General features: G+C 57.3%; 18 protein-coding genes and 3 tRNA genes. 15 read left to right on the top strand and 6 right to left on the bottom strand.

From position 1 onward, the window contains the following. The first annotated feature begins 15 nt into the window (after positions 1 to 15). On the top strand, positions 16 to 654 hold the full coding sequence (locus tag ABJH13_RS12245) for a CDP-alcohol phosphatidyltransferase family protein (RefSeq protein WP_348406495.1): 639 nt from the start codon (positions 16 to 18) through the stop codon (positions 652 to 654). A 1-nt stretch (position 655) separates the two neighbouring features. Here the strand turns inward: ABJH13_RS12245 and rimK are convergent, their stop codons facing one another. The 3 genes from rimK to ABJH13_RS12230 all read right to left on the bottom strand — a co-directional run bounded on the left by rimK (position 656) and on the right by ABJH13_RS12230 (position 3292). Further along, positions 656 to 2038 (bottom strand): 30S ribosomal protein S6--L-glutamate ligase, encoded by a 1383-nt coding sequence (gene rimK, locus ABJH13_RS12240; protein ID WP_348406494.1) that lies wholly within the window; start codon positions 2036 to 2038, stop codon positions 656 to 658. 85 nt (positions 2039 to 2123) lie between these two features. Further along, on the bottom strand, positions 2124 to 2399 hold the full coding sequence (locus tag ABJH13_RS12235) for a hypothetical protein (protein ID WP_348406493.1): 276 nt from the start codon (positions 2397 to 2399) through the stop codon (positions 2124 to 2126). Then, positions 2399 to 3292: an SPFH domain-containing protein gene (locus ABJH13_RS12230; protein ID WP_348406492.1), complete on the bottom strand. Its 894-nt coding sequence runs from the start codon at positions 3290 to 3292 to the stop codon at positions 2399 to 2401. Before ABJH13_RS12230 ends, ABJH13_RS12235 begins: the two co-directional genes overlap by 1 nt. Positions 3293 to 3460: 168 nt before the next feature. Between ABJH13_RS12230 and tgt the strand changes: the two genes are divergently transcribed. The 9 genes from tgt (at position 3461) to ABJH13_RS12185 (ending at position 10481) form a co-directional block, all read left to right on the top strand. Continuing rightward, positions 3461 to 4585 (top strand): tRNA guanosine(34) transglycosylase Tgt, encoded by a 1125-nt coding sequence (gene tgt, locus ABJH13_RS12225; RefSeq protein ID WP_348406604.1) that lies wholly within the window; start codon positions 3461 to 3463, stop codon positions 4583 to 4585. A gap of 129 nt (positions 4586 to 4714) precedes the next feature. Beyond that, positions 4715 to 5377: a methyl-accepting chemotaxis protein gene (locus tag ABJH13_RS12220; RefSeq protein ID WP_348406491.1), complete on the top strand. Its 663-nt coding sequence runs from the start codon at positions 4715 to 4717 to the stop codon at positions 5375 to 5377. Positions 5378 to 5575: 198 nt separating this feature from the next. Next, positions 5576 to 7984 carry an endopeptidase La gene (lon, locus tag ABJH13_RS12215; RefSeq protein WP_348406490.1) on the top strand — a complete coding sequence of 803 codons (2409 nt, stop codon included), beginning with the start codon at positions 5576 to 5578 and terminating at the stop codon, positions 7982 to 7984. Positions 7985 to 8261: 277 nt separating this feature from the next. Beyond that, positions 8262 to 8336, top strand: a tRNA-Val gene (locus ABJH13_RS12210). Between the two features lie 65 nt (positions 8337 to 8401). Beyond that, positions 8402 to 8980 carry a histidine phosphatase family protein gene (locus tag ABJH13_RS12205; RefSeq protein WP_348406489.1) on the top strand — a complete coding sequence of 193 codons (579 nt, stop codon included), beginning with the start codon at positions 8402 to 8404 and terminating at the stop codon, positions 8978 to 8980. Positions 8981 to 9014: 34 nt separating this feature from the next. Beyond that, positions 9015 to 9090: transfer RNA gene (locus ABJH13_RS12200), tRNA-Val, on the top strand. Positions 9091 to 9262: 172 nt separating this feature from the next. After that, positions 9263 to 9562 (top strand): hypothetical protein, encoded by a 300-nt coding sequence (locus ABJH13_RS12195; protein ID WP_348406488.1) that lies wholly within the window; start codon positions 9263 to 9265, stop codon positions 9560 to 9562. 239 nt (positions 9563 to 9801) lie between these two features. Further along, entirely contained in the window at positions 9802 to 10077 is a 276-nt protein-coding gene (locus ABJH13_RS12190; protein ID WP_348406487.1) for a hypothetical protein, read from the top strand. 327 nt (positions 10078 to 10404) lie between these two features. After that, positions 10405 to 10481, top strand: a tRNA-Asp gene (locus ABJH13_RS12185). Between the two features lie 244 nt (positions 10482 to 10725). Here ABJH13_RS12185 and ABJH13_RS12180 read toward each other — a convergent pair. Beyond that, on the bottom strand, positions 10726 to 12096 hold the full coding sequence (locus ABJH13_RS12180; protein ID WP_348406486.1) for a M20/M25/M40 family metallo-hydrolase: 1371 nt from the start codon (positions 12094 to 12096) through the stop codon (positions 10726 to 10728). A gap of 223 nt (positions 12097 to 12319) precedes the next feature. On the opposite strand from ABJH13_RS12180, the gene hemA reads away from it, so the two are divergent. The 3 genes from hemA to ispG all read left to right on the top strand — a co-directional run bounded on the left by hemA (position 12320) and on the right by ispG (position 16136). Further along, positions 12320 to 13543, top strand: a complete 1224-nt coding sequence (hemA, locus tag ABJH13_RS12175) for a 5-aminolevulinate synthase (protein ID WP_348406485.1) — start codon at positions 12320 to 12322, stop codon at positions 13541 to 13543. A gap of 128 nt (positions 13544 to 13671) precedes the next feature. Next, on the top strand, positions 13672 to 14919 hold the full coding sequence (locus tag ABJH13_RS12170; RefSeq protein ID WP_348406484.1) for a RodZ domain-containing protein: 1248 nt from the start codon (positions 13672 to 13674) through the stop codon (positions 14917 to 14919). Positions 14920 to 15005: 86 nt separating this feature from the next. Beyond that, positions 15006 to 16136 (top strand): flavodoxin-dependent (E)-4-hydroxy-3-methylbut-2-enyl-diphosphate synthase, encoded by a 1131-nt coding sequence (ispG, locus tag ABJH13_RS12165; protein ID WP_348406483.1) that lies wholly within the window; start codon positions 15006 to 15008, stop codon positions 16134 to 16136. 18 nt (positions 16137 to 16154) lie between these two features. On the opposite strand, the gene ABJH13_RS12160 is transcribed toward ispG, so the two are convergent. Together ABJH13_RS12160 and ABJH13_RS12155 are read right to left on the bottom strand one after the other, a co-directional pair. Further along, positions 16155 to 16898 carry a DsbA family protein gene (locus tag ABJH13_RS12160; RefSeq protein ID WP_348406482.1) on the bottom strand — a complete coding sequence of 248 codons (744 nt, stop codon included), beginning with the start codon at positions 16896 to 16898 and terminating at the stop codon, positions 16155 to 16157. 4 nt (positions 16899 to 16902) lie between these two features. Then, positions 16903 to 18270 (bottom strand): M48 family metalloprotease, encoded by a 1368-nt coding sequence (locus ABJH13_RS12155; protein WP_348406481.1) that lies wholly within the window; start codon positions 18268 to 18270, stop codon positions 16903 to 16905. On the opposite strand from ABJH13_RS12155, the gene ABJH13_RS12150 reads away from it, so the two are divergent. Then, positions 18258 to 19400: an aminotransferase class I/II-fold pyridoxal phosphate-dependent enzyme gene (locus ABJH13_RS12150; protein WP_348406480.1), complete on the top strand. Its 1143-nt coding sequence runs from the start codon at positions 18258 to 18260 to the stop codon at positions 19398 to 19400. The genes ABJH13_RS12155 and ABJH13_RS12150 overlap by 13 nt on opposite strands. Positions 19401 to 19464: 64 nt before the next feature. Then, positions 19465 to 20682 (top strand): N-acetylmuramoyl-L-alanine amidase, encoded by a 1218-nt coding sequence (locus ABJH13_RS12145; protein ID WP_348406479.1) that lies wholly within the window; start codon positions 19465 to 19467, stop codon positions 20680 to 20682. Positions 20683 to 20687 lie beyond the last annotated feature (5 nt).

Raw genomic sequence — 20687 nt, 5'->3', positions numbered from 1 at the left:
CGGCCAGAAGAGCGCATGTTTGATAGCCGATTACGCCAGTTTATGGACCCGACATTGAACGCCTTGGGGCGCCGTTTGGCGCGCGCCGGGTGCACTGCCAACGGTATGACGCTTGCGGGGCTGTTGATCGGCCTGTCTGCGGCGGTGTTGATTGCCCTTGGGCTGACCTGGATGGCGCTGGCGCCCTTAGTTCTGAGCCGGCTGGCCGATGGATTGGATGGGGCCGTGGCACGTGCCACCCAACAGACTGACTTTGGCGGCTATTTTGATATCTCGGCCGATTTTCTGTTTTACGGCAGTGTGCCCTTTGCCTTTGTCCTGCTGGACCCGGCGCAAAACGGCGTGGCGGGGGCGTTCTTGCTGGCGGCGTTCTATTTCAATGGCACCAGCTTTTTGGGCTATGCGATCATGGCCGAAAAGCGCGGCATGAGCACCACCGCGCAGGGCCTCAAGTCGTTGTATTATTCCAATGGGTTGCTGGAAGGCGCAGAAACGATCGTGTTCTTTGTGGTGCTCTGTGCGTGGCCCGCCGCCTTTGCACCGTTTGCATGGGCCTTTGGGATTGCTTGTTTTGCCACCGGTCTGTTGCGCATCTATTCTGCGCAACAGATCTTTCTGCACGTAGACAACCCAGACGACGCGCCGACGCCCTAAGTCACCCCCGCGTGCGTTTGCGCACTGGCTGGGGCCGCACACGGGTCTCGATCTCGTCATATAGCTTGCCGACGATATCCTTGCCGGTGGCCTTTTCGATACCCTCAAAGCCGGGGGATGAATTGACCTCCAGCACCTTGGGCCCGCTCTCAGAGCGCAACAAATCCACCCCCGCTTTGCCCAAGCCAAACGCCCGCGCGGCGCGCACGGCTGTCTCGCGCTCTTCTTTGGTGATGCGCACCACTTTGGCTGACCCACCGCGGTGCAGGTTTGACCTAAAATCACCCTCGGCGCCGGTGCGTTTCATCGCCGCCACAACCTTGCCCGCAATCACCAAACACCGGATGTCTTCGCCGGCGGCCTCTTTGACGAAATCCTGAACCAGAAAGTTGGCTTTGAGCCCGCGAAACGCATCAATCACGGATTCGGCGGCCTTTTTGGTTTCGGCCAGCACGACGCCTTTGCCTTGGGTGGATTCGAGCAGTTTCACGATTAAGGGCGCAGTGCCCACCAACCCCATCAAATTCGACGTGTCCTTGGGCGAGGCAGCAAACGCCGTGGTGGGCATGCCGATCTTCTTGCTCGCCAAGATCTGATGCGCGTGCAGTTTGTCGCGGCTGGCGGTGATCCCGGCAGAACCGTTCACACAATAGGTGCCGATGGTTTCGAACTGCCGGATGACCGCAGTGCCGTATGACGTCACAGAGGCGCCGATACGTGGGATCACCGCATCATAGCGGGGCAGGCGTTTGCCATCGTAGTGCACTTCGGGGGCCATGGCGTTGATCGCCATATAGCAACGGCTGGTGTTGATAACCTCGACGGTGTGACCACGCGCCTCGCCGACCTCGACCAACCGCCCGGTGGAATAGTTATCTTCCCGGCTAAGCACAGCGATGCGCAGGGCGCGTTTGGGGGCGCGCTGTTTGAGGGCGGCTGTGTGGTAGTCATCATAGCTAAGTTCGGGCTGTAGGTGCTTTTCGGTGGGCGAGATAGAGATATGATCTGATAGGGCCTGCCGCCCCAGCAACATCCGCGATGACATCGACCCCCGGTTGGTCAGCGTGATTTCGATAGGCCAGCTTTGCCCAGCGACTGCCACCGTGGAAGAAATCACAAACCGCTGCTCGGTTTCGCCGTTGGATGACGTGACCTCGCGCCGGTCCACCAACGGGGCAGAGCAGGTGATCGCCATATCTGCGCGACCGGCAATCGGGTGTACATTGAAGCGCACCTTGGGGTGTTTGGCGGGGCCGAATACTTCGATGTCATGGGCATGCAGGGCAGAGGTCCGCGCGCCAGTGTCGATTTTGGCGTTAATCGCGGGTAGGCCCAGATCGGGCAGCGACACCCATTCTTCCCATCCGAATGTCAGCTTTTCCATGATACGCCCCCCCGTGTTTTGTTATCCCTTCGGGGGTAGCAGGTGGGCAGGATGATCTCAACCGGACGGTATGGTTGTGTCTGTGTTAGGTGTCGTTGATGTCGTCATGTATGATACGTGCGCCGCTGGATTGCTTGCGAAAGGCGATGCGCAATCCGACCCACGCCACCAACGACAGCCCGGCAAAGATGGCTAACAACGCCGGTGCGCTCGCGCTGGGCGCCACAAAGATGACCACCACCATCGCCAGCGCCCCAATCGCAAAGCCAAGAAAGATGAACCCCGGTGCCAGGACCTCGACAACGGCCAAGGCCAGCGCTGCGGCCACCCAAACCCACCACAGGTTCAGCAGGTCGCCCATTATCCGCGCCCTTTGAGCATTTTGAACGCATCGCCAAACGCCTCGATCGCTTGGGATGGCACCAGCACGGTCTGTTTGCCTTCGCCCGCGCCCAATGCGTTTAACGCTTCTACCTGTTTCAGGGCAATCTGGTACTGCGCCGCCTCAAGCCCGTTTTCGTTGATCGCCTTGGCGACTGTTTGGGTGGCGTAGGCTTCGGCTTCGGCCAGAATACGCCGCGCCTTTGCCGTTTGTTCCGAGGCATAAAGCTCTGCATCGGCGGCCAGTTCCACCGCGCGCTTAGATCCCTCGGCCTCGGTCACCTGGGCCCGGCGGGCGCGTTCTGCATTCAGCTGTTGCAGCATGGCGTCGCGGGTGGCCTGATCCAGGTTCACATCCAGGATCTCGGCGCGGGTGACTTCGATGCCCCAATCATCCACCTGACTTTCGACCAGCGATTTGATGGTGGTGATCAATTGCGCCCGGTTGGATTGCACCTCGTCCAGATCCATCTTGCCGATCTCGGCGCGCACGATACCCGCAACCGTCGTGGCAATCGCCGCATCGACATCGCGGATCCGGTAAACCGTGCGTTCGGGTTCGGTGATGCGGTAAAACACCGAGGTTTCGACCTGCACCAGCACGTTATCCTTGGTGATGGCGTCTTGGCTGGCGTTGGGCAATTGCCGTTCCAGAATAGAGATCTCATGCGCCACGCGGTCGATAAACGGAACGATCAGGTTGATGCCCGGTCCAAGGACCGCGCGCAGCCGGCCAAAGCGTTCGATCACGTATTTCTCGGACTGCGGCACGATCTTGACGGCCTTGAGGACCAGCACAATGAGCAATGCGGCCAGCAGTAAAAACACAAGCGAGCCTTCGACGGCAGAGATGATAAGCGCTTCGATATCCAAGACGGGTCCTTCCGGTTGATCTGACACAGATGTGATCACTTGCGAGCCGAATTGCAAGATTTGAACGCCGGGTTCCCATTTGGCCATCATACCATGACGCGGCGTATCGGAAGGGCCGCATGTATCAAGGGGGTTGGAATGGCGCGGGATTTGCGCCAAACGAACGGCATGAGTTTTTCCTTTGATCTGCAGGCCACCGATGGCCAGGCCCGCACCGGGGTGATTTCCACTCCGCGTGGGGATATTCGCACGCCCGCCTTTATGCCCGTGGGCACCGCCGCCACCGTCAAGGCGATGATGCCCGGGTCCGTCCGCGAGACGGGGGCCGATATTTTGCTGGGTAATACCTATCATTTGATGTTGCGACCGACGGCGGAACGCATTGACCGGTTGGGGGGGCTGCACCGTTTCATGAACTGGGAGCGCCCGATTTTGACGGATTCTGGCGGGTTTCAGGTGATGAGCTTGGCCGCCTTGCGCAAGCTGACCGAACGTGGCGTGACGTTCAAAAGCCATATTGATGGCTCCAAACACGAGATCACGCCAGAACGGTCAATGGAGATCCAGCGCCTGTTGGGGTCTGATATTGTGATGTGTTTTGATGAATGCCCTGCGCTGCCTGCGGATCGCGCGGCGATCTCTGAGAGCATGCGTTTGTCGATGCGCTGGGCGCAGCGGTCGCGTGATGCCTTTGGCGACCGGCCGGGGCATGCGCTGTTTGGCATCCAGCAGGGGGGCTTGGAGGAAGATTTCCGCGCCGAAAGTGCCGCAGCCCTGACCGAGATCGGGTTTGATGGGTATGCCGTGGGCGGGCTGGCCGTGGGTGAGGGCCAAGAGGCCATGTTTGGGTGTCTGGATTTCGCGACGGGGCAATTGCCGGTCGATAAACCGCGCTATCTGATGGGGGTCGGTAAACCCGATGATATCGTGGGGGCCGTGGCGCGGGGCATTGATATGATGGATTGCGTTTTGCCCAGCCGATCAGGACGCACGGGGCAGGTGTTCACCCGCCGCGGTGTGGTCAATATCAAGAACGCGCGCCACGCAGATGACCCACGCCCGCTGGACGAAGACTGCCGTTGCCCGGCGTGCCGCAGTTATTCGCGCGCCTACCTGCACCACGTGTTCCGCAGCCAAGAGATTATTTCGTCGATGCTGCTGACGTGGCACAACCTGACGTATTATCAGGATCTTATGCAGGGGATGCGAACGGCGATTGCGCAGGGGCAGTTTGCACAATGGGAATCAGATTTTCACGCAGGGCGCGCGCAAGGAGACATCGCACCGTTGTGAGTGTGGCATTTTTTACGAATTTTCTGTTTTGGTGGGGTGGGGTTTAAGACATGCTTAATATCCAAGGGACTATATGAGGGCTGAGTAAGAGTTAGAGGTGCAGAGATGTCGTCGAAATCGGATAAACGAATGCAAGACGGGGACCTGTCGCGCGACCAAACGCTAAACCTGATCTTGTCAACAATTTCGCCACTGCGCGTGGCCGCTATGGAAATCCTGATTTACCATATGGAAACGTTTGACGAAGCAGACAGCAACGTCACGGTTCAGGATCTCGCGGGTGCAGCGAAAGTTGTCGAACAAGGCTGGCGAACGTTACAAAATATGGTGGGCGAGCAGCTCGCTCCACATGATGTGCAATTGCCAGAAGAGCTGGCACGGCAAAAAGATGAAGTCATGGCATCTGTGGATGAATTGCATCGCATGTTGAGCCGCTGCACCATCACCAAAGAAGAAGTGCGTGGATTTCGCCCTGCCGACAACATGTATGACCTGTGTTGTGTGCGGGTGAGCCGTGGTGTGAGTAAGTTGTGCTCTAAGCTCGGCGACTTTTTTCTGGAACTGACCGACAAAGACCGGTCAAACGTGGATGATCATACCAGCGCAATCGCGACGGAAATTGGCAAAATCGGCCGCGTCATCAATATGGTCGCGACGAACGCTTCCATCGAAGCCGCGCGCGTGGGCGATGCGGGTAAGGGTTTTTCGGTCATTGCGGATGAGGTTAAGACGCTCTCGTCGCGGGTGTCGTCTTTGTCGGTGTCGTTGTCTGACAACCAAGTCGTTGGATGATGCATGTTGGTTGGCAGGGTAGGCCAATTGTAGTCTTGTGATTCGGGCGTTCACTGGCCATGTTGTGGCCAGTCAAAATTGACGGTGAGGTTGATTTCAGGGCGGCGCCGCCCCACCTGTATCATCTGATCCCGGAGACGGTCGAGTGTTGCTGCGTATGCGGGGCCGGAACCGTCTTGCCAATAACAAGGATAGAGCATGCAAGAGCCCTTAAACGCCTCGTACCCGGTATTGCCGTTGCGCGATATTGTGGTTTTCCCTCACATGATTGTCCCTCTCTTCGTCGGTCGCGAAAAATCGGTTCGTGCCCTAGAGGAGGTCATGGCGGACGACAAACAGATTTTGCTGTCCAGCCAGATCGACCCGGGCGTTGATGACCCTGATAACGATGGCATCTACAAAGCGGGCGTTTTGGCCAACGTGTTGCAGTTGCTGAAACTGCCGGACGGTACCGTCAAGGTATTGGTCGAGGGGCAGGCGCGTGTGCGTATCGCTGAATACTTGGAAAACGATAATTTCTTCGAGGCGCGCGCTGAGTACCTGACCGAGATGCCTGGTGATGTGGCAACGACCGAAGCGTTGTTGCGCACTGTATCAGATGAATTTGAGCGGTATGCAAAGGTTAAGAAAAACGTCCCCGAAGAGGCGCTTGCGGCGGTTGGAGAATCGACCGAACCTGCAAAATTAGCCGACTTGGTTGCGGGCCATCTGGGCATTGAGGTCCATCAAAAACAAGACCTTCTGGAGACACTCAGCGTCTCGGAGCGTTTGGAGAAAGTATATGGCTTGATGCAGGGCGAAATGTCTGTGCTGCAAGTCGAGAAGAAAATCAAAACACGTGTGAAGTCTCAAATGGAGCGGACCCAACGTGAGTATTATCTGAACGAACAGATGAAGGCGATTCAGCAAGAGCTTGGGGATGGCGAGGACGGTAAAAATGAGGTTGCCGAGCTTGAAGCCAAAGTCGCTGAGACCAAACTGAGTAAAGAGGCCCGCGAGAAAGCGGACGCTGAGATCAAAAAGCTCAAAAATATGAGCCCAATGTCAGCCGAAGCGACTGTGGTGCGCAACTACCTTGACTGGATGTTGTCGATTCCGTGGGGCGTGAAGTCTCGGGTGAACAAAAATCTGGGACGCGCGCAAAAAGTCTTGGATGACGATCATTATGGGTTGGAGAAAGTCAAAGAGCGCATTGTCGAATACCTCGCTGTGCAACAACGGTCCAGCAAGCTGAAGGGGCCGATCATGTGCCTCGTTGGCCCGCCCGGAGTCGGCAAGACGTCACTTGGTAAATCAGTCGCTAAGGCGACGGGGCGTGAATTTATACGCATTTCGCTTGGTGGCGTTCGGGACGAGTCCGAGATACGCGGACACCGTCGTACGTATATCGGGTCTATGCCCGGCAAGATCATTCAGGCTCTGAAAAAGGCGAAAACAACCAACCCGCTTATTTTGCTCGATGAGATCGATAAAATGGGCCAGGATTTTCGAGGCGATCCTGCATCTGCGATGTTGGAAGTGCTTGATCCAGAACAAAATTCTTCATTTGTGGACCACTATTTAGAAGTCGAGTACGACCTTTCCAACGTGATGTTTCTGACGACATCCAACAGCTATAACATGCCAGGTCCATTGCTTGACCGGATGGAGATCATCTCTTTGGCAGGCTACACCGAGGATGAAAAACGTGAGATTGCGACGCAGCATCTGTTACCGAAGCAGGTGAAAAACCACGGGTTGAAAGCCAAGGAATTCAGTCTAGAAGAGGCCGCGATTACGGAGATGATCCGCACCTACACCCGTGAGGCAGGTGTCCGGAACCTGGAGCGGGAGATCGCTAAAGTCGCACGGAAGGCTTTGACGAAGATTGTTAAAAAGGAAGCCGAAGAGGTGGCCGTCTCGGGCGAAAATATCGAAGAGTTCCTTGGCGTGAAGAAATATCGCTATGGCTTGGCGGAAAAAGAGGACCAGATCGGGGTTGTGACTGGCCTGGCCTATACGTCTGTTGGTGGTGAGTTGCTAAGCATTGAGGCGCTGCGTTTGCCGGGTAAGGGGCGGATGAAGACGACAGGTAAATTGGGCGATGTGATGAAGGAGTCGATCGATGCGGCGTCGAGTTATGTGCGTTCGATCAGCCCACAGATTGGCGTTAAACCACCGCAATTTGACAAGATCGACATTCATGTACACGTCCCCGACGGCGCCACACCAAAAGATGGCCCAAGTGCTGGCCTTGCAATGGTGACGTCGATTGTTTCAGTCCTCACCAAAATCCCAGTCCGCAAAGATATCGCGATGACAGGCGAGGTATCGTTACGCGGCAATGCAATGCCAATCGGAGGACTAAAGGAAAAACTCTTGGCGGCACTCCGTGGTGGCATCAAAACCGTGCTCATTCCGCAAGAAAACGCCAGAGATCTCCCGGAAATACCGGACAATGTGAAAGAGGGATTGGAGATTATTCCTGTCACTCACGTGTCTGAAGTGCTCATGTATGCGTTGGTGTCCGAACCGGAAGCGATTGAATGGGATCAGGAAGCCGAAGAAGCCGCCGCCGCAGCCTTAGCTGGATCCAGCGAGCCGGGCGATGCCGCGACCGCGCATTAACTTGACAAGAAACGCGGCCCTCGCTGGCCGCGTTTCGTCGTCTTGACGTCTAAAACCACCCAAAACCGACTGCAATTTTATCGAAGTGCAGCACTCAAGGTCCGTTCAAGTGGATAGAATGTCCCAATACCTGGGCCGCGTATCCTCATGCAAACCACAACATATGTGCAAGGAGAGCGTTGGTTTGGGAAATGATGCGTCGGTTCATTGTCGAATATACAATTATTCTTCTTAGTCACTTGCATGCATGTGTTGCTTTAGATAAATCACGGCGCGCGGGTGATTAGCTCAGTGGTAGAGCGCTTCGTTCACATCGAAGATGTCAGGAGTTCAAATCTCTTATCACCCACCATATCCCCATCCATAGGGGACAGTGCTTGCGCCGCGTAATTTCCGAACAAAATGAGTCATCACGACGTGTTTCCACCTGTTTATATTCTGCGCCACGGCCAGACTGAATGGAATGCGCAATTGCGGATCCAAGGACGGTTGGACTCTCGACTAACCGATTTAGGCCGCGATCAGGCGCGGGCGCAACGCGGCATCCTGCAGGCGCGCGACTTGTCTGGGTTTGGGGCGCTTAGTAGTCCGCAGGGGCGGGCGTTTCACACCGCTGCCATCGCGCTGGAAGGCATCGCACCCTGTATCGAAACCGATACCCGTCTGATGGAAATCGGTGTTGGCGCATGGGAGGGCCTGTACCGCGTGGACCTTCCATTGACCCAGCCCCAAGATCAGAGCGAAGAAAGCGCGCTGGAACTGTACCGGATGGCCCCCGGCGGTGAAGGATTCGCCGCATTACACCGCAGGTGCCATGAGTTCTTAACCGACCTATCCAAGCCGTCCATTTTGGTCACGCATGGGATCACGTCGCGCATGCTTAGGTTGGTTTTACTGGGCCGAGATATCAGTGAAATTGGTGATTTGCCGGGCGGGCAGGGTGTCATTTACCATTTAGAGCACGGCAAAATGCATCAGCTAACGATAGGGGCTTGAAGCCCGTCGCGTCATTGGCTAATACGCCCGCATCGGGTCGTTAGCTCAGTTGGTAGAGCGCTTCGTTTACACCGAAGATGTCGGGAGTTCGAGCCTCTCACGACCCACCATTTTCATACACGGTTCTGTGATGTCGGAAGCTGTGTCATGTTTTTCAAGTTCTTTTTCTGCTCGAAGATGAGGCAACAGCTGCCACAAACTGTGGCTTGCCAACCATAGGGTGCTGTGGTCCATCTTAGAAAAATGATCGGAATGATCACTAGGATTAAAAAGGGGACTGGTATGGGTGCGAGCAAACAGGATGGCATGCAACGCGATGTTGCGATGGATCAAACCGGGGAAGACCCTGTCGAATCTTTGATCGATGTGCTGCGCACTTTGCCTGCGTCCGCTCGGACAAGCAGTGCCCTTGGTATCGCATCACGATTGATCGAATTTGCGGCGTTTGAAATGGCGGGCAGAGAGTCCGCTACAGATGTGGCTGATTTGATTAATTGCGCGGCGCGTATGGATTTCGCGTCGACTGATTTGCAATCGCTACCATGTCTGCGGGCCAAGGTGCAGCCGCGCCGATTGCAATAGCGCTTTCCGGTCACTGCGATGATTTATAAGAATAAAATGGCGATACATTCCCTCTTTGGGTTGACACCCGTCTACACCTAAAGTTGAGTGATCTTTAAGAGTGTGAGCGAAGGTGGCGTGAATAGTCCTGATTTTGTGGTGTTGCCCTTGGGGGAACCTCGCATGTTCAGTGGCCATCAAGGCGGGATAGCGCGACGCGATTTTTAATCGTCTGCGCCTAAGGTGAGAACGGACGCGACATGGCCGTGCCGAAAGACGATTCGCCCGCTGGAGCTGCGGGTATAGAGCTGGTATTTGCCGCGCTGGATGAGATGTCCAACCCGTATCGTGTGCAGCGTGCAATGGAGTGCGCGGCAAAGTTTCTCGAATATGCGGCTTACGAAATGGCGCTTGATCAACCGGCGGGCGATGTCTCTGAAATCATCCATATTGCCGCGCGACTGGACCAGGCAGCCCGGCGGATCGAGGCGACACAAATGCATGCCGAACCTCGCGCCGATGGGGCCGACGTTTAACCGAACCTGCCAAAGGTTGGTGCGTTTTGCACAAAGCGGGTTGTCTGGCACGGCAGGGCGCGCGTGTTAAGATCAGCGTAGCACATCACTCAATCTGAACAGACCTGGCGTGCGACGCGACACGAAACACCGATGGTCCGCGTGACAGCGCCCCTGACGGCCCCACATCAACATTGCCGAAGGGTGTCGCCCTGCGAAAGGGGCCTTTTTCGACCGCAAATGAAATTAATTTAAAAAATGTGCTGTGCAGCTCGCTATGCCGCTTGACGCGCCCCGATACCCCGCATAATACACCCAAACGCGCAACAAGACGCGCTGATGCAGTGGGCGGTTGTAGCTCAGATGGTTAGAGTACCGGCCTGTCACGCCGGGGGTCGCGGGTTCGAGCCCCGTCAACCGCGCCACCGCTGCTTCAAAGGGACCTTCGGGTCCCTTTTTGCATTTTAAGACAAAGAGTTGCGCGATATGCCTGCCACGTTCAGGGGGCGGGCCGAATGATTTTAAACCCCTGATGCGTCATCCGCACGACCTATCCCTGCGTGAGGGTCTGAAGGCTATGTGCTGTGCGCTCCAGGCTGTTCGTGGCGGGTTGGTGGGGGTGTTCGCCACCGCTACACAAGGGGCCGTGTGGCCCCCTGTGAGGCGTCATTATGTCAACGCGGCTAGAATGCGCGCCCAGCTGCGGATCCCTTTGTGAAAGCTCTCCATGTCGTATTTTTCATTTGGGGAATGCAGCGCATCGTCGTCCTTGCCAAACCCGATCAACATGGGCGTCGACCCTAAAATGGATTGGAAATGCCCCGCAATTGGGATCGACCCGCCACAGCCGACATAGGCTGCGGGCACTTGCCATTCCTCGCTGAGGGCTTGGCGCGCGGCCTCAAAGCTGGGATCGTCGGTTTCGGTCATGGATGCCGCACTGGCGCCGTGATCGGAAAACGTAACCTCGCAATCGGATGGCAGCATATCGCGGACCATGGCGCGGAAGTTGTCACGAATCGCAAGAGGGTCCTGCGTGCCAACCAGCCGGAAGCTGATCTTGGCATGGGCGGCGGATGGCAGCACGGTTTTGAACCCATCGCCGGTGTAGCCGCCCCAGATCCCGTTAACCTCGCAGGTGGGGCGCGACCAGATCATTTCCAGTGGGGTGCGGTCTTGTTCGCCGGCAGGCGTCGATAGGCCGACGTCGCCCAGAAAGCTGGCGTGATCAAAGGACAACCCTTGCCATTGCGCCTCTATGGCATCGGGCAATTCGGGCACGCCGTCGTAGAACCCCGGCACCGTCACGCGTCCGGTATCGTCATGCAGGGCCGCCACGACACTGCTTAGCGCGCGGATCGGGTTCATCGCGATGCCGCCATACATCCCCGAATGCAAATCGATTTTGGGGCCTGTCACGGTGATTTCTTCGCCCAATAACCCGCGTAACATGGTGACGATGGCTGGGGTTTTACTCTCGAAAAGGCCGGTGTCGCAGATCAACGCGAGGTCTGATTTCAACTCGTCTGCATGGGCCTGCATGAACGGCACCAGTGACGGCGAGCCGCTTTCTTCTTCGCCTTCCAAAAAGAACGTCAATTTGCACGGCAGGCTGCCATGCACGGCTTTCCACGCGCGGCAGGCCTCAATGAAAGTCATCAACTGGCCTTTGTCATCTGACGACCCGCGGCCCCGAATGACCGGGCCTTTGGCTGTGTCTTCGATGCGCGGGTCAAAGGGGTCGTTGTCCCAAAGGTCAATCGGGTCAACCGGTTGCACATCATAGTGACCATAAAACAACAGATGCGGGCCAGGGCCGTCTATGTGCCCAACGACCATCGGATGGCCCGGTGTTGTGCGTTTTTCGGTGCGGACGCCTAGGCTGTTCAGGTCATCGACCAACCAGTCGGCGGCGGTGTCGCAATCGTCCTTAAACGCGGGGTCGGTAGAGATCGACGGAATGCGCAGCAGATCCAGTAGGCGGTCGGTTGCGGCGGGCAGATCGGTATCGATTCGGGACAATACGGCATCAAGTGACATTGAGGGCTCCTTTTTGGTTGGTGGGAACCTAGCAGCCGCGCGCAAAGGGGCAAGCCGCATCGCCAAAGCGCCTTTAGATACTTTGGCTTATTTGATTTAGGTCAAGGCTGCGACATGGTGCCCCCCTTAATGTTATTGAACCTTAAGACCGTGGACTATATTTAGCGTTTAGAAAGATTCCAAATGCGCCGCGCGGCCAAGGATCGAACCGAGGAGAGACCTGGTGAACTACGACGACAAGCTGGATCAGGCCATCGCGCGTCTGCACGATGAAGGCCGCTACCGTACGTTTATTGATATCGAACGGTGCAATGGCCACTTTCCTCATGCTGCGCGCACGCGACCGGATGGCAGCAAGCAAGACGTCACCGTATGGTGCGGCAATGACTACCTTGGGATGGGGCAAAACCCCGTTGTTCTGGATGCCATGCATGCGGCGCTTGACGCGACGGGCGCGGGGTCTGGCGGCACGCGGAATATCTCAGGCACAACGATTTTTCACAAACGCCTAGAGGCAGAACTGGCCGATTTGCACGGCAAAGAAGCCGCGCTTTTGTTCACATCTGCCTATATTGCCAATGACGCGACCCTGTCGACATTGCCGAAATTGTTCTCCGGTTTGATTATTTACTCGGATGAACGCAACCACGCCTCGATGATCGAAGGCGTGCGCCGGAATGGTGGCGCCAAGCGTATTTTCCGTCACAATGACGTGGAACACCTGCGCGAATTGTTGGCGGCTGACGATCCGGATGCCCCAAAGATCATCGCATTTGAATCGATTTATTCGATGGATGGCGATTTTGGCCCAATCAAAGAGATCTGCGATCTGGCCGATGAATTCGGTGCGTTAACCTACATCGACGAGGTGCATGCCGTCGGTATGTACGGTCCACGGGGCGCTGGTGTGGCAGAGCGTGATCGCCTGATGCACCGGTTGGATATCATCAATGGCACCCTGGCCAAAGCGTTTGGTGTGATGGGGGGCTACATCGCTGCATCTGAAAAAATGTGTGATGCCATAAGGTCTTACGCGCCTGGATTCATCTTTACCACATCCTTGCCACCGGCGGTTGCGGCGGGGGCTGCGGCGTCGGTTGCGTTTTTGAAAACCGCGCCTGAATTGCGTGAGCAGCACCAGACGCAGGCCAAAATCCTGAAGTTGCGCCTTAAAGGTCTGGGCATGCCGATTATCGACCATGGCAGCCACATCGTACCGGTGATGGTTGGCAACCCGGTCCATACCAAGTTGCTGAGCGATATGTTGTTGGAAGATCATGGGATTTACGTGCAACCCATCAACTATCCGACGGTCCCTCGGGGGACCGAACGCTTGCGGTTTACCCCGTCACCCGTGCACGGCCCCAAAGAGATCGATGCTTTGGTGCACGCGATGGACAATTTGTGGTCACATTGTGCGCTGAATCGCGCCGAGGCTGCTGGTTAGGTCGGTCCTGTGTGATATTGCAGTTGTCTTGTGTTAACCTAGCATAAACAACAGGTCAGATACGAATCGTGGGGATGATTCTAAGTTTGGCGCAGGCATTGAGCAGGCACGCAGAAACGGGGCAGACTATGATTGGGCGCAAGCACTCTGAGAGTGTGCAGGATGAGGTCGAACAAAAAGCGTTCGATGACTTCGACTTGCGACTAGGCGACATCATGCGTGGTGAGCGTGCGACGATGGGTAAATCGTTGCTTGACGTTCAGCGTGAGCTGCGGATCAAGGCGGCGTACATCGCGGCCATCGAAAACAGCGATCCGGATGCGTTTGACACGCCGGGTTTCATCGCTGGGTACGTGCGATCTTACGCGCGGTATTTGGGGATGAACCCTGACGAGGCGTTCGATACTTTCTGCGAAGAAAGCGGTTTTTCGGTCGCGCATGGGATGTCCTCTAAGGCGTCGGTCGTCAAGAAAACAGGGCGCGATGCCAGTGCCGCTCGTGCGATGGACACGGATATGTTCAACCGCCCAGGCACGCCTTACGTCCCCACCCGAGAAGGCTTTTTCTCTGGCATCGAAGCCAGCGCTGTTGGGTCTTCACTTGTGTTGGTGGCGTTGATCGGCGCTATCGGGTTTGGCGGCTATTCGGTTCTTCAAGAAGTGCAACGCGTTCAGGTCGCACCGGTCGAGCAAACGCCGATTGTGCTATCCGATCTTGACCCTCTCGATGGGGTCTTGGCTGCTGCGCCAGACGACACTGCGGCCGCAGGTACCCCCGGCGCATTGGCTGAACCACGCGTAGAAGCGTTGGACCGGCTTTACCGGCCACAAGCACTGGATGTTCCGGTTCTTGTCGCCAGAGACGCCCCGATTTCAACAATTGACCCGCGTTCTTTTGGTAGCTTCGCGCAGTTCGTTATCGAAGAGCAATCGGCACCGCAACAACCCAGCTTGGCTGGTGTGTTGGATACAGAGATTTTGACAGCGCTTGAAGCCGCACCTGCACCTGTCCCGCAGGTCGTTGAAAAGCGGGGACCTGCGTTACGTATGGTCGCTGTGCGACCGTCATGGGTGCGCGTAAGGGCCGCAGACGGTACGGTGATTTTCGAGACGATCATGGAGCCGGGAGAGACCTGGGATGCGCCCGCGTCTGAGGTTCCCCCAACTCTGCGGACGGGCGAAAGCGGTGCGATCTATTTCTCGCTAAGCGGTGAGTATTACGGACCAGTGGGTGAAACGGGCACGGTTACGTCCAAACTTCCGCTGGAAGTTGATACCCTGAAAACCCGATACGAGGTCGCTGATCTCGGTGCGGATGAAGCTTTGGCCACAACGGTCGTCGAGTTGCAAACACCCCGGTCTTCCCCGATCGAATAACAACCCTTTTCTGCAAAAGCTTCCATTGCAGCCGACGGCGTGACTGTCTATTTTGGCATCATATCTGTTTGGCAGGGGAGAGGCTGATGTCACTGAACCACGTGCGCCCGTGGCGCAATATTTACCGCCGAACATCACGTCAAATTATGGTGGGTAATGTGCCCGTGGGGGGCGACGCACCCATCACGGTGCAAACCATGACAAACACTCTCACGACAGATGTCAAAGGTACCATCGCGCAGGTGCAGGCCGCGGCAGATGCGGGCGCGGATATCGTGCGCGTTTCGGTTCCCGATGAGGCGTCGTCCAAGGCACTGCGTGAGATCGTACCCGAGGTGTCGGTGCCTCTCGTGGCGGATATCCATTTTCACTACAAACGTGGCATCGAGGCTGCAGAGGCTGGCGCGGCCTGCCTGCGGATCAACCCCGGTAACATCGGTGATGAAAAGCGGGTCAAAGAGGTCATCAAGGCGGCGCGCGATCACAACTGTTCTATCCGGATCGGGGTGAATGCGGGCAGTCTGGAAAAACACCTTTTGGACAAATATGGCGAACCTTGCCCTGATGCGATGGTCGAATCCGGCCTCGACCATATCAAGATACTGCAGGACAACGATTTTCATGAATTTAAAATCAGCTGCAAGGCATCTGATGTGTTCATGGCCGCCGCTGCATACCAACAATTGGCCGATGCAACGGACGCCCCTATTCACCTTGGCATCACCGAGGCGGGGGGGCTGACCTCTGGCACGATCAAATCTGCGATTGGTCTGGGCAATCTGTTGTGGATGGGCATCGGAGACACCATTCGTGTGAGCCTGTCGGCAGACCCAGTCGAAGAGGTGAAGGTGGGTTATGAAATCCTGAAATCTCTGGGTTTGCGCCACCGCGGCGTGAACATCATCAGTTGCCCCAGCTGTGCGCGCCAAGGTTTTGATGTGATTAAAACCGTCGAAAAACTGGAAAAGCGGCTCGAACACATCAAAACACCGATGAGTTTGAGCATCATTGGGTGTGTGGTCAACGGCCCCGGCGAGGCATTAATGACCGATGTTGGGTTTACAGGTGGCGGTGCCGGATCGGGCATGGTGTATCTGGCGGGCAAACAAAGCCACAAGATGAACAACGACGAGATGGTCGAACACATCGTTGAACAGGTGGAACGCAAAGCCGCAGAGCTTGACGCCGAAGAGGTCGCTGCGAGCGCCGCGGAATAGCTGCGCCCACAGTTTCTATCACAGCTTCCGTTTGTCTTCGATGATCGCGCGCAGCTGATCGTGGGGCAGATATCCACGCAACATTTCATCCTGCACGACAAATGTAGGCGTGCCGGTGACACGCAATTGTTGCGCCAGTGCGCGGGTTTGGCTGATTTCTTGGGTGACGGCGTCGTCGTCCATACGTGCCTCGATCGCAGTGCTGTCTAGGCCATAAGTATCGGCTAGACGTCTCAGCGCGCGTAACGTGATGTCGCCGTTGAATGTCATCAAGGCGTCGTGCAGTGGTTTATAAGCCTCGGCGCCTTCAAGTTGCTTGGCGGCGATCACATAGCGCGATGCCAGCAAAGATTGGTCGCCCAAAATCGGGAACTCTTTGATAATAAAGCGAACGTTACCATCTGCGGCGAACAGTTTTTCAAGCTCACCATAGGCGCGTTTGCAATACCCACATTGGTAATCCATGAACTCGACGATGGTGATGTCGCCATCAGGGTTTCCGCCAACGTAGGAAAATCCATCGTCAAAAATGGCTTTGGCGTGATCTGTCACCAAGGTCAAATCTGCCTGTGCCTGCGCTTGGGCCTGCTGATTTTCCAACGCTTGCACCGCCTCCATGATCACCTGTGGGTTTTCCATTAGATAGGATCGGACCTCGGCGCCAAATACTGCGCGCTCCTCTTGGGTCATGCTGTTGATGTCCAATGCGGCAGCGGGCAGGGCCGCGGCCATAAGGGCAGGTAGGATCAAGCGGTTTAGCATTGTGTTATCTCCGTTTTGCGGCGCGTTCGGATGCAATCAACACATCCTGGGCGCGTTGCCAAGGGGCGGCGCCGGTGGACAGCAATCCAACGGCGCGTTTGGCGTGAACACCGGCGTCTTTGAGACGTCCGGCAAGGGCATAGCGTTCAGCGGTCACCAAAGCGGCCATGCCGTTTTGGCCCGATTTGGCATAGGCGACGGACAGATCGCGCAACATCGACCCGTCGCGAAAATCGATGCCGCGGGCTTTTTCTAAGACACTGCGTGCGCGGCGTATGTCACCAGAGGCCAGCAATGCGCCCCCATATCCCGACAACAGCAATGCATCATTGGGGGCCAATTGCACCGCGCGCCCGTAAGCCGCTGTTGCCGCCTGAAAATTACGGGTTTCCAACAGTATTTGCCCGCGTTGATCATGCAAGAACGGGTCATTGGGGCGCTGCGCAATGGCGGCGTCTATGGCGCGCATGGCTTGTTTGGTACGCGATTGGCGATGCTCTGCGATGGCCTCGCGCAGCAGCCGCACGTCAGCATAGGGGCTGTCTTTGAGGCGGCCCAAGGTCCATTTGGGGGATCTCGTGTAGGCGTTTAACTTGCCTTTGACGCGTTCAAACCAATAGGCGGCAGATGGGTCTTCGGTGCCTGTGTTGCCATAGGCCGCGACAAATCCCTGCACTGCGCGCAGCCGGTCCCGCGATAGAGGGTGGCTGCGCAGGTAGGCGTCTTGGCGGGTTTCTGCCAGAATTTCTTGGCCACGAAAAAGATCGAGCACATCGGCCATCCCCTGTGGATCGACGCCCGCGGAGGCCATAAACCGGATGCCAGATTGATCGGCAGAGCCTTCCTCGGCGCGTGTGTGTTTGAGAAACCGCGCCCGCGCCGAGCCTTGTGTCCCCAGCGCGATCCCGCCTGCCGCGTCTCCTGCACCGGCCACCGCCGCCACGGCCGCCAACGCCAACCCCAAGCCAGACGCGGTGCGCGCGCTGGCAAGATTGGTCATGCGCCGGGTGATATGCCCGTTGGCGATATGGGCGGCCTCATGCGCCAGAACCGCCTGCAGCATGGCCGCAGATTGCATTTGGTTGATCAGCCCGTAATGCACAAATATAGCGTCGTTGCTGACCACAAAGGCGTTGCGCGATGGGGCGTTTACCACCAGGATCTTCACCCGCGACGGGCTTAGACCTGCGGCACTGAGAATCGGCGTGGCCAGCTGTTTCAACCCGTATTCCAGATCGGCATCGCGCAGCAGCCCTTGTGCCTGCAGCGGAGCCGCCAGCAGCCAGATCAGAAACGCCGGGATTGACGCCAGTCGGAAGAACAGGTGAAAGACCATGACACACAGGTTGGAGCGAAACGATGCGTAGTTCAAGGCGATCCAAGGTCGATCCCTTTATTGTGATGGATGTCATGGAGGCCGCGCGCAGGCTGGAAGACGCCGGACGCCACGTTATTCATATGGAAGTGGGTCAACCGGGCACAGGCGCGCCCAAGGCCGCAACCGAGGCGTTGACCCATGCGATGCAAGACGATGCGCTGGGGTATACGGTCGCATTGGGGTTGCCTGCGTTGCGCGCGCGGATCGCCAAAATGTACGGCGATTGGTACGACGTTGATCTGGACCCAAACCGTGTGGTGATCACGCCGGGGTCTTCGGGCGGGTTTTTGCTAAGCTTTACGGCGCTGTTTGATACTGGCGACAAGGTGGGCATCGGCGCGCCGGGGTATCCCAGCTACCGGCAAATCCTGCGCGCGATGGATCTACAACCGGTGGATTTGCCCACCGCGTTGGAAAACCGGTACCAACCCGTGGCGCAGGATTTTGCGGGGCTTGATCTGGCGGGGCTGTTGGTCGCGTCGCCTGCGAACCCCACGGGCACCATGCTGGATGCGCCCGCCATGCGGCACCTGATAGAGGCCACCCAAGCGCAGGGTGCTGCGTTTATTTCCGATGAAATCTACCACGGCATCGAATACGAGGCCAAAGCCGTCACCGCGCTGCAGATCACCGATGACGCCTATGTCATCAATTCGTTCTCCAAATATTTCTCTATGACGGGGTGGCGCGTGGGCTGGATGGTGGTGCCCGAAGACCACGTGCGCATCGTCGAACGGATCGCCCAAAACATGTTTATCTGCGCCCCGCATGCCAGCCAGATCGCCGCATTGGCCGCGATGGACGCAGGCGATGAACTGCAAGGCAATCTGGATGTGTATAGCGCCAATAGGCTGTTGATGTTGGACGGGCTGCGCGATGCGGGCTTTACCAAAATCGCACCGCCTGATGGCGCGTTTTACGTCTATGCCGATGTGTCAGATCTGACGACAGACAGCCGCGCCTTTGCCGCCGAAATTCTGGAACAGGCGGGGGTGTCGGTGACGCCGGGGTTGGATTTTGATCAGGCGCGCGGGCACACCACGTTGCGGTTTTCCTATGCGCGCAGCACTGCCGACATGATCGAAGGGCTGCAGCGGCTCAAAGATTTTATGAACCGGCGCTGAACGGGGATTCCCCCGTCCGTTTGGTTTTGGTACCTTGGCAAAAAACCGAAGGGCGCAGTCGTTGATGATCCGGTACCTGATGTCTGTGGCGACCGCCGCGTTGTTCACCGCGACCTGTGCGCCTGCGCAGGATCTGTCGGCCATCGCGCGCGTCGACGTCACCCAAAGCGGCGTTGAAACGGGCTGGCTGGGGGGCGCGAGCTTTGCGTTGTCTCTTAGTCAAGGCGTGCCGTTTCGGGTGTTCACGTTGGATGCGCCACGGCGTTTGGTCATCGATTTCCGTGAGGTCGATTGGTCGGGCGTGCGGGCCGACGATCTGCACCAAGAGCAGGGGCCGCTAAGCAGTATCCGGTTTGGGAATTTTCAACCGGGTTGGTCGCGGCTGGTTGCGACGTTGACCAAACCGGTGGTGCCCGACGATATCGGTATGACAATCGACGACACGACCGGGCGGGCGTTGTTGCAGATGGGGTTCAAAGACGTCACCGAGGCCGAATTTGCTGCGCGGTCCGGCGCGCCTCAAAATGCGCTGTGGCCGGACCCGCCGGCGTATGATCTGGCGGCACCGGTGGCCGACGACCGATTTGTGGTGGTCCTTGATCCCGGCCACGGCGGGGTTGATCCGGGCGCAGAACGCGAAGGTCACAACGAAAAGAAACTGATGTTGCAGATGGCGCTGGAACTGCGCGAAGCGTTGCTGCGGGCCGATGATATGGACGTGATCCTGACCCGCGACCGTGATGTGTTTGTGTCGCTTGAGGGGCGCGTGGCGTTGGCGCATCAGGTGGGTGCAGATCTGTTTTTGTCGCTGCATGCGGATGCGCTTAGTCAGGGCGGCGCGCAGGGGGCCACGATTTATACCCTGTCGGATGCCGCCAGTGACACCGCAACCGCGCATCTGGCCGCACGTCACAACCGTGCAGATGTGATCGCAGGCACAGATTTGACCGGATCTGACGACGAAGTGGCCAGCGTGCTGTTGGATCTGGCGCGTCAGGAAACAGAACCTCGGTCGCAGGCTTTGGCGCGGGCCTTGGTGGATGGGCTGACAGAGGCAGGCGGCCCGATGAACAACCGCCCCCTGCGTTCGGCGGGGTTTTCGGTGCTGAAATCGGCCGATATCCCGTCGGTTTTGGTCGAGGTGGGGTTTTTGTCCAGCGCGCGGGACCTCAAGAACCTACGTGACCCGACGTGGCGTGTGCGCATGGTCACGGGTATCGTGCGGTCTGTGCTGGCATGGCGCGATGGCGATGACGCCAAGCGCCCCTTGGTCCGTCAATAACCCTA

The sequence above is a fragment of the Roseobacter sp. genome (assembly GCF_039970775.1).
Lineage (GTDB): Bacteria > Pseudomonadota > Alphaproteobacteria > Rhodobacterales > Rhodobacteraceae > Roseobacter.
Note: the sequence above shows the minus strand (reverse complement) of the source record. Positions and strands in the feature narration are given on the sequence as shown.